This is a genomic window from Dongia sp., from assembly GCF_041910485.1.
Lineage (GTDB): Bacteria > Pseudomonadota > Alphaproteobacteria > Dongiales > Dongiaceae > Dongia.
On the sequence record NZ_JAYRQR010000034.1, the window covers coordinates 135622 to 152700 of the forward strand.

Below are 17079 nucleotides of genomic sequence, written 5' to 3' on the forward strand. Positions count from 1 at the left end.
CCAATCAAGGGCCAGAAAGTGTGGAATAGCTGCGCCAGCCCTATTTCAGGCGGCAATCAGCTCGAACTTGTCGACGTCGACAAGCCCTAAGTCCGTGATTTTCAAGTGTGGAATGACCGGCAGAGGCAGGAAAGCCATCTGCAGGAACGGTTCCGCCAGCGGACAGCCAAGCCCGCGCACAGCCTGCCGGAGGGCGGCTATTTCACGTGCCACGGTGCGGAAATCCTTGTCGCTCATCAGACCGGCCAGGGGCAGCGCCATTTCAGTCACCACCGCATTGTCCGCAGCCAAGACGAAACCGCCGCCAAGGTCGATCAGTCGATTGACGGCCACTGCCATGTCGGAATCGCTCGCACCGACAACGCAGATATTATGGCTGTCATGGCCGATCGAGGAGGCGATGGCGCCGCGCGGCAGTTTCAATCCCTTGACGAAACCCCGACCTATGGTCCGCCGCTTGCCGTGACGCTCGAGAACACAAACCTTGATCACATCATTGTCGAGGTCGACGAGCCGCTCGCCGTTGCGGTAGGGCAGGGTGAGCGTCAAGAAATCGGTCAGCACCTGACCTTCGCGGAGACCGATGACGGGTCCAGTCGGACCGGAAGCCGGGACGCGGAAAATCGATGGCTCGACCTTGTCGAGCTTGATCGAATGATAGCCGACAGGTGCCGGCATTGAGCGCGCGTCGAAGAGGGCATCGTCGACCCATTGGCCACCAGCGATCACATGGGCGACGTCACAGGCGGCAAGGTCGTTGAGCAGCACCAGATCGGCGCGCTGTCCCGGCGCAATGAGGCCGCGATCGACCAAGCCGAAGCCACGTGCCGCCGACCAAGAGGCCATGCGATAGACATCGGCGATCGGCGCACCAGCTTTGATGGCGCCGCGGACGAGGTGGTCGATATGACCTTCCTCGGCGATGTCGAGTGGGTTCCGGTCGTCCGTGCAGAAGCCGAGGAACGGCGCGGTCGTCGTGCTGATGATGCCAGCCAGCGCGTGGAGATCCTTGCAGGCGCTGCCTTCACGGATGAAGACCTGCATGCCCTTGCGCAGCTTCTCCCACGCCTCCGGCGCGCTCGTCGTTTCATGGCAATTGCGAATGCCGCAGGAAAGATAGGCGTTGAGCTCGTAGCCTTTCATGAGCGGTGCGTGCCCATCGATATGCGTTCCCCAGAAGGCTTCGATCTTGTCGAGCACTTCCGGCACCTTGTGAAAGACCCCTGGTGCATTCATGAACTCGGCAAGGCCGATGACTTTGGCATGGGCACGGTAAGGCAACAAATCTGCGGCGGTGAGCCGCGCACCGGCCGTTTCCAGATGGGTTGCCGGCACGCAGGAGGAAAGCTGCACGCGCAAATCCATTGCGGTCTGTTCGGCACTCTCCAGGAAGACGTCGAGCGCTGCAGAGCCCAGCACGTTGCACATCTCATGGGGATCGCAGATTGCCGTCGTCGTGCCGCGCGGCAGGGCACACCGGTCGAATTCGGCGGGGGCGACGAGGCTTGATTCAACGTGCAAATGGCAATCGACGAAGCCCGGCACAATTGTGAAATGCCGGCCATCGATCTCGCGTCGGCCACGATAACTTTCATAGGTGCCGACAATGCGGTCGCCGCAGATCGCGATGTCACCCTCGGCCAACTCGCCGGTCACGACATTGAGGAACCGCGTGTTCTTGATAACCAGATCGGCCGGTTCCCGACCCAGCCCCTGGTCGATGGTGCGTTCGATCTTCTGCCGCAAGCTGCTCATGCCACTCTCCTGTGGCAAGGAACGCTAGCACGGTGCCGGCAGTGGCCGCTAGTGCTTGCGCATTTTCTCGCGGTTGCGGGCGAGGAAGACAGAGGCTTCCGCCGCCGGCAGCGGCTTGGCGTAGAGATAGCCCTGGCCGAACTGGATACCGAGGCGCTTCAACTCGGCCGCCTGTTCCTCGGTTTCGACCCCCTCGGCGACGACGTCGCGCTCCAGGATATGGGCGAGGCTCGCAATAACGCGGACGATCTCCAGCCCTTCCTTGCTGTCGGTGATGCGCATGACGAAGGACCGATCGACCTTCAGCGTATGGAACGGGAAGCGATGGAGATGGCTGAGAGAGGAATAGCCCGTGCCGAAATCGTCGATCGAAACCTTGCAACCCAGAGCGATGAGCTTGCGCAGGACCTCGTTGGTGCGCTCGGGGTTGTCCATGATGAGGCTCTCGGTGATCTCAAGCTTCAGGGCCTGCGCCGGGATTCCGGTCACCTTGATCGCACGCTCGATGTCCTCGACCAGGCCGATGGCACCGAACTGCCGGCCGGAGACATTCACGGCGATCTGCGGCGGGTCTCCTTCCGCCGGCATCCAGGCCGCAATCTGTCGAGCCGCATCCATGATCGACTTGCGGCCGATATCAATGATCATATCGGTGTCTTCGGCGAGCGGAATGAAATCGACCGGTGAAATCAGGCCGCGTTCGGGATGACGCCAGCGGATCAGTGCTTCGAAGCCATGAATATGCCCGTCGGACAGGGCGATGATCGGCTGATAGAAAAGCTCGAACTGATCGCCTTCGACGATGGCCCGTTTCATATCGGCCTCGAGGCCGAAGCGTTTCATCGCTGATTGATGCATCGTCGGCTCGAAGCGCACGACCTGGCCGCGCCCGCGCGCCTTCGCCCAGTAGAGTGCCAGGTTGGCATCGCGCAGCAACTCATCGCCGACGGCGCCTGCCGCATGGGACGCGCGGACATAGCCGATCGACGCTTCGATCTCGACCGGTCGGCCGTCTATCTCGATCGGCTGCGCGAGGACTGATTTCAGCAGGCCGATCAAATCCTCGATCCCGTGTTCGACATCGCCGGCGATGAAACGGGCAATGGCAAACTCGTCCTCGCCGAGATGCGCCAAGGTGTCTTCCGGGCGAACGATTGCTTCCAGCCCGCGCGCCAGGCTGATCAGAATGTCGTCGCCAACTTTCTGGCCAAGCGTTTCATTGTAGTGGCCAAAGCGGTCAATATCGAGGATGGCCAGAACGACATCCGATTGAGTGTCATTCGCCCAAAGCTGGAGTGCCTGGTCCGTGCGTTCGATCAACAGGGACCGGTTGGGCAGCTTGGTCAGATGGGAATGAAAAGCGTTGAAGAGCAGTTCCTGCTCGGCCTTTTTCCGCAGCGTGATATCGGTCATCGACCCTGCGAAACGGGTCGGCTTTCCCGAAGGATCGCGCACGGCCATGCCGCGGATGGCGACCCAGCGGTCGTTGCCGTCACCGTGGCGCATCCGCAGTTCCTGCTCGAAATGAGTCGAACTGCCGCTGAGATGCGCGTCGATTGCGGCGCGCATCATGTCGATGTCATCGCGATGAACGCGATCGAACCAATCGCCCGGTTGACCGGCCATACGGTCGGGACGCAACCCCAGCATCTGCTGCCAGCGCGACGAGGTGAAGAGCGTGTTGTCGACCAGATTCCAGTCCCACAACCCATCGTTGGCACCGCGGGCGGCGAGGGCATAGCGTTCTTCACTTTCGCGCAGATTCCGCTCGGCACGCCGGCGCTCGCGCTCCTCAGTCATGCTGCGCAGAGCCAATTGTGCAACGGCATTGAGGATGATCGAAGACACGGGGTAGACGAGGTTTACCCAGACCCCACCTGGAAATAGCGCGAAGTAGGTAGCCCCCGACCAGCCACCGGCGAGGGCTAGGCTCCCGACAATGCCGGGCGCAATCGGCAGGCGTCGCGCGACAAAGGCCGCCAAACCACCAAGAACGACGATCGCTCCGAGGCACAAAGCGTATGTCCATTCGGGACGTGAAAGGTTACCGCCATGAATGAGATGCTCGGCGATATTGGCATGCCTGGTGACACCCGGCATGTAGGCGTCGAACGGCGTCCGCACATAGTCCGTACCGCCTTGGTAATTGGTGCCGAAAATAACCAGCTTGTTCTTGAACGTACCCGGCGGAAAGGACCCGTCAATGACATCGGCGAATGAGACGGTCGGTATGACACTCTGATCGCCGAGATAGTTCACGAGGATGCTGTTGTCATAGTCAATCGGCAGGGATCTGCTTTCGTCGAGATGGAGGGTAGAACCGAGATCGAGTTGAACCTTCTGCCAGTCCAGCCCCAGATAGTGGACGGTCGCTGCCAGCGCCAGCGATGGGAAACAGTCACCGTCAAAGTAGGTGGCGAGATAGTCGAACCGAGGCGCGCCATCGACATCGATGTTGATGTTGACATTGCCACCGCCTCTCGCTGCCCTGGCCAACTCCGGCAGAGGCGAGAGCATCCCGTCGGCGAACTGGGCGGCATTGTCCGGCTGACAGGCTGGCTTTGTCCTGGCAAAGGCCCATGGCGTGATTTCGCCCGGGGTTTCCTTGCTGCCTGTGTCGGGCGTGTATGACATGGGCAGGATCACGTTGCCGGCCTTCGAAATGGCTGTCGTCAACGCTGTGTCGGCAGAGCGGCCATCGGCGAGTGCCATGAGCTCTCGAGCGGCCGCGCTGCTGTCGGAGAATTTTGTCGCCAGATTTGCAAGATCCCGGCGGAGGTCTTCGGACAGATCGGGCTCCGGCTCGATCCACAGATAGTCGATGGCGATGGTCTTGGCTCCAGCGCCTGCAACTTGATCGATCGCCTGTGCAATGACGCGGCGGCTGATCGGCCAGCGACCAAGTGCCTTGGTTGATTCCTCATCGAAACCGACCACAACAACATCGCCACTGGCGATCTCGGGGCCGCGCAAAAGAAAGCGCGAGTTCAGGGTCAGTCGCTCGATGCGCTCCAGCTGGTCGGGTGCGATATAGCTAATAAGGCTGATACCGAGGCAAATCGCGGCAACCACGACCAATCCCGTGCGATCCCAGGCGAGCCGTGCGCGCAGCCCGATGCGTGCGTTCGCCCCTCGATTTGCCAAGCCCATCCGGGCCTGCTTTGCGTCGGCATCTTCAGTCAATTGACCGATTCCCTACTGCAAGTGTCCGCAGGAGAATGGTCTTCAATAGAGAGCGAATTCAACTCGAAGCATGGCGGATTTGTCTCAAATTCAGCATCGACTCACATTTTTAGGTTATAGTTAAGCTATAGTTAATAACGCGAATCATCATATATTATAAATTATAATCAATAAGGTAGATGAATTAGTTGATGTTAAATATGAAGATTTGCGGCCACTGCAAGATTTCTGTGGCCGTCTTGCGGGATAGGATCGATTCGATTAGCTTTTATGCAGCATTTTAATGTTTGCAGCGCAAGGGATGAGCGCAGACATGAACGAGATAGAAGCAAACCACTACACCACGCCCGTTGGCCTCTCTCAGGAGATCGGCCCGCAATTCACTCTGAACCTTGCCGATCTGTTGCCAGATGCGAATGGAGAGATCGTTATCCTCAATGAGGGGGACGACCCTTGCCTCAACATCGTCACGGACCTGCGGTTGTTGGAGAGTGGCATCGCCGACGCTCATGTCACTGATGGTGGCATTGAGGTCAAAGGCCTGCAGTATTGGGTCTTTGAAGACGGGACCAAGCTTTACTATTCGCCTGGCCTGAGCATTTCGGTGGAACACCAGATCGGTTAAAAGCCCAGACCCCTTAGGGTATCAGGCCGATCTGCATTCCCTTATAGAAGTTCCTGATCGTCTTCATCGGTGCTGTCCAACAGCTCGGTAATCGGGCTGAGTGACGACCGCAGCCGCTTGCGCCGCATCAGCTTATCCTGCGCTGCCGGCGGGAAATCTGTCAGCATGACGATGTTCTTGCTGAGGAGAATATCCGTCAGATCCTCATAGACGCGGATCATGTCCAAATCGGACTGCAGCATCGTCGGCTTTTCGCCGTGGCCGGAGCCGTTATGGTGAACGAATTCCTGAACTGACGGGTGGTTTGGCGGGAGATACTCTTCGGCGCCAGCCGACATCTCGCGGTAGATGGCCAGGATTTGGCCATTGGCGTCCCGCATCACGAAAGGCATAACAAGATCCCCCACACCGGAAAGTTCGTCATTCTAGCCAGTTAAAGGGCTTCGCTGAAAGTGGAAATGAGGCACTAGCCAGGAACCCTCAAAATGTGTCACACTGTCGTGTGTGCTTATACTTGGGGTGGTAGGGCCGCGCGTTTTGATGCTGTTGGCGCTTGCCGGTAAGTAAGGGGTTGCTTCGGATGGAGTTGCAGCGTGAAACAACGGCGGCGCTTGCGAAGGCGCTGCCGGACCCGAAATTGGTGCATCGGGTTGTTCAGTATCGTGGGCGGCGATATTCACTGAAGCTCGATCAGGCCTCTTGGGCAGCCTTGGAACAGGCCGCGGCGCGTCGGCGTATGCGCCTGAACCAACTTGTTGACGAATTGTCGACGGCCACGAATCACGAAGGCAATTTCTCGGCGACGGTCCGGGCCCAATGTCTGGCCGAGCTCAAGCAGCAAATAGGTGATCTCGAAGACCGCGTGCGCCAGCAATCCATGTCTGGCCAGGGCGTCTCGGCGGCGCTGATAGCCGATGCTTGCCCGGTGCCCGCTTTTGTCGCCAACGGCCAAAGCGTCATGCTGAAGGCCAACGCAGCGGCCCAAAAGTGGCTGGGCCTCGGGGAATCGGCGCTGGTCGGCAAGCCGCTCGACCAGTATTTCCAGGTGAAATCTTCCTTGCCGCTGGCCCAGATCGTCGACCAGTTTGCGCAGGGCCGGAACCAGATTTATCCAGCCCGGATCGTGTGCTTACGCCCGGGTAGGTTGATAATGGCCAAGGCCAACATCTGTCCGATTCTGCGTCGGGCGGAGGGGGATCTGGCCTATATCTTAATGATTGAAATATCTTGATATTCTGACAGGAAGGCAGCCGCCCTTGGGCCGCAACCGGCACGCGAGGCCGGCGCTTTGTGATAAAGCAGTACGTCCTTAGCCCGAAATTATTCCAAATTTTCCCAAAAAACGATATGGCGCACACCCGCATGTATGGATGCGGGCGGAGTGGCCGTTGAGCGCCCCCCACCTCAGAACTTATTGTCTCAGCATTCCTCGCGGCCCTGGGATTATTCCGTACCCACGGAGATTTTTTCAGGACCTGCCCTCCTAGTTAACCGACCTATTGGAGCGAGCTATGGCCACCGACAACACCCACAACCAGACCGACGCCGCCAACACCGCCTCGACGATCCACGAGAGCGATATCGACCATGCGCAAGTGACCCAGTCGGGCGCGCCGGTCCAGGTGCAGGTCCCCCAGGGCGAAAACGTCGTCCGCGTCCAGGTGACGCCGGGCGAAACGGTCGAGCTGCCGTTCCCGGCCGATGGCCTGGTTGCGCGCCTCGGCGACAATGGCAACCTGGCGGTCAAGGTTGGTGACGTCACGGTCATCCTGGTTGGTTACGCCGATGCGGTCGGGCAGGGCGAAATCACCATCGTTGGCAATGACGGCAAGTCGGTCGACGTCGCCGCGGTGCTCGCTGCCACGGATCCGAACCTCGACATCCAGACGGCAGCCGGTCCCGGCGCCGGTGATCAGGGCGCTGGCCCGGACAACAATGGCGGCCTCTTCAGCCCGTTCGATCCGCTGGCCGGCATCGGTGGTCTCAATGCGATCGGCGGTCTTGATCCGACCCAGCTGCAGTACAACCTCATCCAGAACGAATACCGCGAAATCATCGAGGCGGATGAAGTCGACACGCTGCCGACGGTCGTCAGCATCACCCAGGCCAATCCGGTCAACGAAGATGACTTCCACGGCCACCGTTCCGACAATCTCATCGATCGTCTGAATCCGAAGGACGACGTCCCCGAAGACCAGCCCGAGGCCCGCGCGAGCTTCCAGGGTGAAGGCGAGGGCGCTCCGAAGTGGGTCTTGGGCAACACCTATGACGACGGCAACGATCCGTTCGACACCAAGGATCACGAAGAAGGCAGCCAGACGGATTTCAATCCGAACGTCGGGACGCCCGGCCAGAGCGATCTCTATCCCTTCATTTCCGACGACAATAACGGCCCGTTCCCGGGTGGCATCGACCAGGATCGCGAACCGCTTTCGGTGACGGCGACGGTCGAAGCTAACTTCTTCAATGATCTGCCCGGCAAGCTGGTGCTCGACAGCAACGGCGACGGCACCGGTGACGTGCCGCTGATCACCCAGCTCGAGGCCATGAACCTGACCTCGCACGGTCACGAACTGACTTTCGAACTTCTGCCGGAAGTTCCGGAAAGCTCGCCCGGCGCCAATGACGGCCAGGGCCAGATGGTCATTGGCTACTACACGGTCATCCAGCATGGCTGCGCGGTGAACGTGGTCGTGTTCTCGATCGGCGTCGATGACGACGTCGTCAATGGCGGCGAGACCAACCCGGCCGGCAATGCCGAATTCGGCATCACCTTCTCGATCTACGGCGTGCTCGATCACCCGGAGAAGAATGTCGAAGACATCCTCAGCATCAAGGTGCCGTTCTTCCTTGACGACAGCGACAGCGCGCCGGTGCCGAGCGACTTCCCGCAGGCCTTGGAATTCCAGGACATCGACGACAAGCCGTTCCTCGGCGAAGTCTGCTATGTGAAGGTTCCCTGCTTTGGCGATGTCGCGATCGGCATCGAGCAGATCAACCTGACCATCGGTCATGATGAGAGCGCCGGCGTCCAGCATACGCCCTATGACAGCAATGGCTGGGCTCCGGGCGGTTATGAGACCACTGACGATACGGGCAGCCCCTGGCCGATCTGGTCGGCCGATTGGAAGCTCGATGGCATCGGCCACGGCTTTGCCAGCGGCGAAGATGTCGACATCAACTATCAGCAGGGGATCCTGTCGAAGCTTTCGCCGGAATTCCTGCAGAACGGCAATTTCTGCGCCGAGGCGATCGGCTCGGCCAAGAGCCAGCTCGAAGTGAGCTTCGGTGCCGACGGCAAGGCCAAGGGCAACGACCAGGCCGGCACGACGCTGTTCGACCAAGACAACGACCAGGGCGAGGGCACGGACGGTTCGCAGAAGAACTACGATGCGAACGGTGTGCTGATCGGCAATGACGATGGCGGCACCGACAAGCACGCCTTCGAACTGTTCATGCATGAGTCGACCAGCGAAAATCAGACCAGCAACGCGGTTCTCCTCAACTGGACCATCACGGTCGACGGTCAGATCGTCGAGGTCTGGGCCTATCAGCTGGATGCCAACACCATCATCGGCTTGGCCTCGCCGCCGACCGAAGCGGAGCAGGAAGCGTTCGCGGCTGCGGTTGCCGAGGGTGGCAACCATTGCCTCGACGGTTCGGGCAATGCCATCCCGGTCTTCGTGCTGACGCTGGATCCGGATTCAGGCGAACTGAGCTTCGTCCAGTACCACCAGATCAACAGCCCGGTGGCGGGCAGTGCCGCGCAGCCGGATTGGGACAACTCGGCCAATGAGCCGATCCAGCTCCTCGGTGCCGACGGCAAGCCGATCCTGTACTTCCAGGCGACGGACTTCGACGGTGACACCGTCACCGCGCAGCTGAAGGTCGCCGTCATCGACGACGCCCCGGACGCGCAGGTCAATCATTGCGTCCCGACCGACACGTTGGTCCTGGACGAAACCCGTCCGCTGGGCACTGAGACGGACGGCGATTACAACCCGGCCGGCAAGCAGACCGTCACGGCGAGCTTTGCCGACAATTTCAACCCCGGTGGTGGTTTCGACTACGGCACCGACGGTCCGGGCAGCGTCTCCTATTCGCTCTCGCTGCATCACAATGGTGCGGGTTCGGGCCTCTACGCCCTTGATCCCAGCGACAAGACGGCGAGCCCCGGTGACGGCATCGGCCAGGGCGCTGAGATTAAGCTCTATATGATCAATGGCGAGATCCACGGGCGCACCAGCGCCAATGGTTCGGACTATTTCACGATCACCGTCGACCAGAACGGCAATGTGACGTTCAGCCAGCAGCAGAACATCTGGCACTCGAACACCGGCAATGACGACGACAGCCAGTCGCTGAACATGGACAGCGGCAGCTGGCTGCAGATCGTGCAGAAGCTGACCGACGCCGATGGCGATTGGGATACCGCTGCGATCGATCTCGGCAAGGGCGTCTTCAAGATCGAGGACGACGGCCCCGACGCGAAGGTCGACCAGTGCAAGCCGGTGGCGACGCTGGTGCTGGACGAAACCCGTCCGATCGGCACCGAAACCGATGGCGATTACAACCCGGCCGGCAAGCAGACTGTGACCGCGAGCTTTGCCGCCAACTTCAACGCCGGCAACCTCGATTTCGGCAGCGACGGCCCGGGCAGCGTTGCCTATTCGCTGTCTCTGCACCACAACGGCGCCGGTTCGGGCCTCTATGCGCTCGACCCCAGCGACACGGTCAATGGTGTCGACGGCATCGGCCAGGGTTCGGAGATCAACCTCTATCTGATCAATGGCGAAATCCACGGCCGTACCAGCGCGAATGGCCCGGACTACTTCACCATCAAGGTTGACCAGAACGGCAACGTGACGTTCAGCCAGCAGCAGAACATTTGGCACGCCAACACCGGCAGCGACGACGATAGCCAGTCGCTGACGATGGACAATGCCAGCTGGCTGAAGATCGTTCAGACGCTGACCGACGCCGATGGCGACAGCGACAGCGCGTCGATCGACCTCGGCCAGGGCGTCTTCAAGATCGAGGACGACGGCCCCAACGCCCAGGTCAACGATTGTGTCGCGACCCCCGTGCTGGTGCTGGACGAGACCCGTCCGCTGGGCACCGAGACCGACGGCGACAACAACCCGGCCGGCAAGGCGACCACGACCGCGAGCTTTGCTGGGATCTTCAATCCCGGTGGCGGCTTCGATTTCGGCTCGGATGGTCCGGGCAAGGCGACCTACGCCTTCTCGCTGCACCACAATGGTGCCGGCTCGGGCCTCTATGCGCTCGATCCCAGCGACAAGACGGCGTCGCCGGGTGACGGCATCGGCCAGGGTTCGGAAATCAACCTCTATCTGATCAATGGCGAGATCCACGGTCGCACCAGCCAGAACGGCGCTGACTACTTCACCATCACGGTTGATGCCAACGGCAACGTGACCTTCACGCAGCTGCTGAACATCTGGCACAGCAACACCGGCAACGATGATGACAGCCAGACGCTCAACCTCGATCATTCGGATTGGCTGAAGCTCGTCCAGACCCTCACCGACGCGGATGGTGACTCGGATTCCGCCTCCGTCAGCATCGGCCAGGGCGTCTTCAAGATCGAAGATGACGGCCCCGATGCGACCGTCGACGGCCGCGTTGCGGTTCCGACCCTCGTCCTTGACGAGACCCGCCCGATCGGCTCCGAGACCGATGGTGACAGCGATCCGGCCGGCAAGCAGACCGTCTCGGTCAACTTCGCCGAAAACTTCAACCTCAACGGCGGCACGTTCGATTTCGGCTCCGACGGCCCGGGCAGCGTCTCCTACGCGCTGTCGCTGGATCACAACGGCGCCGGTTCGGGCCTCTACACGCTCGACCCGACCGACACGTCGGCGCAGGGTGATGGTTATGGCCAGGGCACCGAGATCAATCTCTACCTGATCAATGGTGAGATCCACGGTCGTACCAGCCAGAACGGCCAGGACTACTTCACCATCACGGTCGACCAGAACGGCAACGTGACGTTCAGCCAGCAGAAGAACATCTGGCACGGCAACACGGGCAGCGATGACGACAGTCAGACGCTGAACATGGACAATGCCAGCTGGCTGAAGATCATCCAGAAGCTGACCGATGCGGACGGCGACAGCGACAGCGCGTCGATCAACCTCGGCCAGGGCGTGTTCAAGATCGAGGATGACGGCCCCAAGGTCGGTGAGACCGTCCAGTGGACCGTTGATGAAGACAGCAAGAACTTCAACAACGACGGCTCCAACAATGACGGCCTGCCGGGCGGCATCCAGGGCGGCCCGGGCGACGCCAACGGCGGCACCCCGGACTATATCGGCTTTGCCGGTAAGTCGCTGAACATCAACTATGGCACCGACGGTCCGACGACCAATCCGATTGCCTTCTCGACGACGATTGTCGCCAAGGATGCGAACGGCACGCCGATGGCATTGAAGTCCGGTGGCGTTGATGTCGTCCTGTCGTGGGCCGGCAACGTGCTGACCGGCAAGGCCGGCGGCGTCACGGTCTTCGAACTGACCGTGCACCAGAACACGGGCACGATCGACTTCCAGCTGAAGGCGCCGATCGACCATCCGTGGCACGATGCCGACTACAACAACAATCCGGGCGGCACCGAATACGAAGACATGGTTCGCCTCGAATTCGGCTTCACGGCGAAGGACGCCGATGGGGATGCGGTGCCGGGCACGGTCGTCATCAATGTGAACGATGACAGCCCCGACGCTTGCTGCCTCGAAGCTGTGACGATCAAGGAAGTGTCGAATGTCGTGCTGGTCCCCTCGGACCACATCACGATCGATCCGGACCACACCAACAACGCGATGGTTCAGATCCGCGTCCAGGTGCCGGGCGACGCGAATGCTTCGCTGAACGTCAACCAGAACGAAGGCGGCGTGAACGCCTGGGGCGTCACCTCGTCGGTCGATGGTGACGGGGAAGCCCGCTTCAACGAGATCAACTATCTCGGCGACGGCCCCGGCGACACCTCGTCTGAAGTGATGATCTTCGAACTGCAGAATGACGCGGGCGAAGCCGCGGCCGGCAAGTATGCCGTCAGCGCCTCGGTCGAAATGAACGTCTTCTTCGGTCAGGAAGGTTCGGTGGGTGACGAAGTCGGCACCTACGAGCTCTATCGTGACGGCGTCAAGGTTGCCGGTCCGGTGGCGTTCGTGGCCCTCGACGGCAGCGGCCACTTCACCTTGCCGATCTCGTTCCCGGCCGGTTTCGATGAAATCCGTTTCGCGGCCCTGCCGGGTACCACGGACGGCAACGGCAACCAGGGCGGCGACAGCAGCGACTACAATGTGAAGTCGGTGACGCTCGACCTGGTGACCGAAGTCGTCACGCCGACCGAGATCAAAGGGACGGTCTGCGCCGATTTCGGTGCCGATGGCCCGGCGGCCGACGGCGGCATCGCCCTGGCGGTCGAGAATGGTGGCCACACCAGTGTCTTCCACAATGGTGTCGAGGTCATCAACCAGGTCAGCTTCGATGGCAACACCATCGTTGGCATGGCTGGCGGCGTGCTGGTTTGGCAGCTGACCATCAACGATGCGACGAAGGAATACACCTTCAAGCTGTTCCAGACGATCGACGGTGAAACTGACCCGACCATCGAGTTCCGCACGATCGTTACCGATCGCGACGGCGACCAGGATCCGGGCTGCATCAAGGTCACCATCGACCAGAACGATGTTCCGACCCTGACGGTCAGCTACGACCAGACCGTCCAGGCCAAGACCGGCCTGGTGGACGAAGATCATCTGAGCAACGGCAACAAGGATCTGCCGGCGGCTTCGACCGGTGACGATCCGGGCAGCAACTCCGCCAGCTGCAGCGGCCACTATGACGCCAACTTCAAGTCCGACGCCCCGGGCACGGTCGCGATCAACGCGGTCGAAAATTCGCCCACGGGTCTTCAGACACTGAACGGCGATCCGGTGCTGTGGCATGTGGTGAATGGCAACCAGGCGGTCGGCTATGTCGGCAACATCGCGAACGTCGTGTTCACGATCTCGCTGTCCGGCCCGAACCCCAGCGCCAACGGCGACGGGACCTGGCAGTTCGAGCTGAAGCAGCCGCTGAAGCACGACGGTATCGGCACCGAAGACAATGTCAACGTGTCGATCCCGCTGATCGCGACCGACAGCAACGGCGACACCGCGACCGGTCAGATCAACGTCTCGATCGACGATGATATGCCCTACGCCGCGGACGACGGTGCCTACACGGTTCTGTCAGTCATCCAGGGTACGGCTGATGGCCAGCACGAGCTGACCGGCAACGTCATCACGGGTGCCGAAAGCCAGGCGAACGGCGTCAACGGTGCCGACATGGTCGGTGCCGACGGCGCCAAGATCAGCGAGATCAAGCTGGAGAATGGGAACTGGGTCACCGTCGGTGATGCCGGCGTCGATATCCCGACCGGCGGCGTCGGCTCGCTCCACATCAATCCGGATGGTTCCTGGTACTTCGACCAGACGGGCAGCAGCCAGCAGACCTTCAACTTCACCTATCGCTTGAAGGACGGCGACAGCGACGTGGACGAGGCGACTTTCTCGATCACCACGAAGCAGACCTACAACAAGCCGAGCTTTGAACTGTCGCAGGTGATCGTCGACGAAGACGGCCTCAATGACGGTCAGGGCGGCAAGCCGGACGGTGCCAACCCCGATCTGAACACCCAGAATGGCACGGATGATCTGGTCGGTGGCCACAGCTCGAATAGCGAGGCCGTTTATAACGGCCAGGTGAACGTGAATTGGGGCGGTGATACCGGAACCCTTGCAGTCTCGATCTTGCCGAGTGAGCTCAACAACATCACCCTGCATGACGGCACGCACCCGGTTGTCAGCGGCTCCAGCACGGCGCAGCATCTAGTTCTGGTCGATGGCCAGGGCAACGCGGTACTTGAAGTGAACATCGCCAATGACGGCAACTACCAAGTTGTGCTGCATCAGTCGATCGAACACAGTGCCGGTGACAACGAGAACAAGACGGATCCGTCCATCAACGTCAAGGTGACGGCGCACAATGGTGCCGGCGACACCAGCCACGATCTGAACATCACGATCGACGACGATATGCCGATCGTCACGGGTGAAACCGTGTCCGTGACTGAAGAGACGTCGGGTGGCAAGGCTAATGTGCTGTTCATCCTTGACGTCACGGGCAGCATGAACACGGTCGATCCGGGCAATTCCAAGAGCCGCCTGGAACTGGCCAAGGAAGCGGTCATCGCCACGGCGCTGAAGTACTTCACCGCCGCGGGAGACCCGAATGTCCGCTTTGAATTGGCGACCTTCGGTGCGACCGGTGTGGTTCATGGCGCAACTTGGATGACCTACGATCAGCTCGTTGCGGCGGTCAATGCAGCCAGCACCATCTCCAACACCAACTACGATGTTGGCCTGTTGACCGGCATGAACGCGTTCAACAAGCCGGGCAAGTTGACGGACGCCGCGAACGTCTCGTTCTTCGTGTCCGATGGCGAGCCGAACCAGGGTTCAAATGCTGACGGCTTCAACAACGACAATGGCCCGAGCGGCAGCACCAGCGGCGATCAGGGCATCGGTGCGAACGAGCAGGCTGCGTGGGAGAGCTTCCTCAACACCAATGACATTCTGTCTTATGCGATTGGCATCGGGCCGGATGCGGTCAGCGGCAATGCGCTGCTGGAACTCAGCCCGATCGCCTATGACGGTCGTGGCGCCGGTTCAGACCCGGCCGGTCTGGTCATCCCGGTTGCGAATGTTGCCAATCTCGAGACCGTGCTTGGCGATCTCGTGAGCGGTGGCAGCAGCACCGGCAATCTGCTGGTCAACGACCAGCCGGGTGCCGATGGCTGGGCCACCCAGGCGATCAGCAAGATCACGTTCAACCTGGTCGATTACCTGCCGAATGCAAACGGCGTCATCACCGTCGTGACCCCGGCTGGTACGCTCACCGTCTATGGCAAGGGCTATAACGGCCACGCCGCCGGCGAGTACTTGTTCGAAGCCGGGAGCGTGAATGCCAACACTCCATTGTCCTTCACCTACACCACGGTGGACGGTGACGACGACGGTGTAACCGGTACGCTTGCGATCACGGTTCAGAACAAAGTCATCCCGAATATCACGGTGGACGATGCGGTCGTGGTTGAAGGCGGCCAGGTCTTCATCAAGGTGAAGCTGTCCGAAGCTGCGACCGGTCCGGTTTCGGTCACTCTCAACACCGCGACTGGTGGCGGCAACGGCACGGCAAGCGGCTCGGACTTCACCGCGCTCACGAACGTCCTGGTGTCGTTCGCGGCTGGCGAAACCGAGAAGCTGGTGCCGCTGCAGACGACCCCCGACAGCACCTACGAAGTGCCCGAAACACTCTCGGTCCTTCTGTCGGCTGCGAACGGTGGTGTGATCACCGACAACACGGGCGTCGTGACGATCGTCGACAACGACATCCCGAATCCGGCCTCGGCTCCGGGGAGCTACGGGCAGGGTGCGACAGATACCCTCACCAATAACGACTACACCAACAATGATACGACCTATAACGACAACAGCTTTGGCGGCACAACATCGTATAAGCTGATTGATGGCGAGAGTGGCGGGCACATCATCAATGCGAGTGATGGCAACGACTGGGTGCAGGCCAACAATGGCAATGACACGCTGAATGGCGGTGACGGAAACGACTACCTCGATGGCGGCACCGGCTTCGACAAGTACCATGGCGGTTCCGGCAACGACACCATGTTGATCGATCTGGCCGACATGCAGAGCAACTCGCGTTCGATCAATGGCGGCGACGGCGACGACATGATCGACATGAGCGGTCTCGGTGCCGGGGGCAGCTGGAACTTCGAGGGTACGGGGACCAACAGCGGTCACAACGGCATCAGCAACGTTGAGGTCATCGGCCTTGAAGGCAACGGTGCCCAGACCATCACCCTCGACGCCCAGTCGGTGCTCGACATGGCGGACGGCGAAAACACGCTGTTCATCCGTGCCGATGCCGGCAGCGACGTGGTCCATCTGTCGAATAACACCGGCAGCTGGAGCTCGGTTGCTAACGATGTTGTCGGCAGCGACGGTCGCACCTACGACGTCTTCCAGGCCACGGTTGGCGGCAACACCGCCACGGTCTATGTCGACAACGACCTCGGTGTGAACCTGCACCTCAACACCTGATCCTTCGGGACTTGGGGCGTGGAATAGGGCGGGGCCTTCGGGTCCCGCCCTTTTCTTTTTCCGGCTCCCACCCGATTCGTGGGGTTGGCTGGCGCTTTGAAACCTCCGGTTAACCAAATCGGCCTAAGCTCTTGTCCGAGCGTGTTTTGGGGAAGGGGAGGCGGAGCGCGTCCGGGTTGCGGGTAAGGTGCCGAAAACGCCCCGGAATGGGCCGTTTTTGGCTCCCTTTTTCCCCCTTTGGCGGCTCCGCCACTTTTCTTGAAATACGTGCCCTGGATCACATAGCACCGCCTTACGCGCGCCCCAAAATATGGTAAAAGGCGC

Annotated in this window: 6 protein-coding genes; 3 read left to right on the plus strand and 3 right to left on the minus strand. The window is 60.6% G+C overall.

Translation table 11 applies throughout. The features are described from left to right. Positions 1 to 45: 45 nt before the first annotated feature. Positions 46 to 1755, minus strand: coding sequence for an adenine deaminase (ade, locus tag ACE3PP_RS10725; RefSeq protein WP_374381753.1), 1710 nt, complete (start codon positions 1753 to 1755; stop codon positions 46 to 48). Positions 1756 to 1803: 48 nt separating this feature from the next. Next, entirely contained in the window at positions 1804 to 4938 is a 3135-nt protein-coding gene (locus ACE3PP_RS10730; RefSeq protein WP_374381756.1) for an EAL domain-containing protein, read from the minus strand. Positions 4939 to 5251: 313 nt separating this feature from the next. On the opposite strand from ACE3PP_RS10730, the gene ACE3PP_RS10735 reads away from it, so the two are divergent. Beyond that, positions 5252 to 5563, plus strand: coding sequence for a hypothetical protein (locus tag ACE3PP_RS10735; RefSeq protein WP_374381759.1), 312 nt, complete (start codon positions 5252 to 5254; stop codon positions 5561 to 5563). Positions 5564 to 5604: 41 nt separating this feature from the next. Here the strand turns inward: ACE3PP_RS10735 and ACE3PP_RS10740 are convergent, their stop codons facing one another. After that, positions 5605 to 5955: a hypothetical protein gene (locus ACE3PP_RS10740; RefSeq protein WP_374381762.1), complete on the minus strand. Its 351-nt coding sequence runs from the start codon at positions 5953 to 5955 to the stop codon at positions 5605 to 5607. 188 nt (positions 5956 to 6143) lie between these two features. On the opposite strand from ACE3PP_RS10740, the gene ACE3PP_RS10745 reads away from it, so the two are divergent. Both ACE3PP_RS10745 and ACE3PP_RS10750 read left to right on the plus strand, forming a co-directional pair. Continuing rightward, a complete protein-coding gene (locus ACE3PP_RS10745; protein ID WP_374381764.1) occupies positions 6144 to 6794 on the plus strand; it encodes a ribbon-helix-helix domain-containing protein in 651 nt (216 codons plus the stop codon). Positions 6795 to 7074: 280 nt separating this feature from the next. Next, positions 7075 to 16755 (plus strand): DUF5801 repeats-in-toxin domain-containing protein, encoded by a 9681-nt coding sequence (locus ACE3PP_RS10750; protein WP_374381767.1) that lies wholly within the window; start codon positions 7075 to 7077, stop codon positions 16753 to 16755. Positions 16756 to 17079: the final 324 nt, after the last annotated feature.

What these genes read in the sequence shown, in the direction of transcription:
- ACE3PP_RS10750 (WP_374381767.1), top strand. Translation starts at nt 7,075, where the DNA reads ATGGCCACCGACAACACCCACAACCAGACCGACGCCGCCAACACCGCC.
- ade (WP_374381753.1), bottom strand. Translation starts at nt 1,755, where the DNA reads ATGAGCAGCTTGCGGCAGAAGATCGAACGCACCATCGACCAGGGGCTG.
- ACE3PP_RS10735 (WP_374381759.1), top strand. Translation starts at nt 5,252, where the DNA reads ATGAACGAGATAGAAGCAAACCACTACACCACGCCCGTTGGCCTCTCT.
- ACE3PP_RS10740 (WP_374381762.1), bottom strand. Translation starts at nt 5,955, where the DNA reads ATGCCTTTCGTGATGCGGGACGCCAATGGCCAAATCCTGGCCATCTAC.
- ACE3PP_RS10745 (WP_374381764.1), top strand. Translation starts at nt 6,144, where the DNA reads ATGGAGTTGCAGCGTGAAACAACGGCGGCGCTTGCGAAGGCGCTGCCG.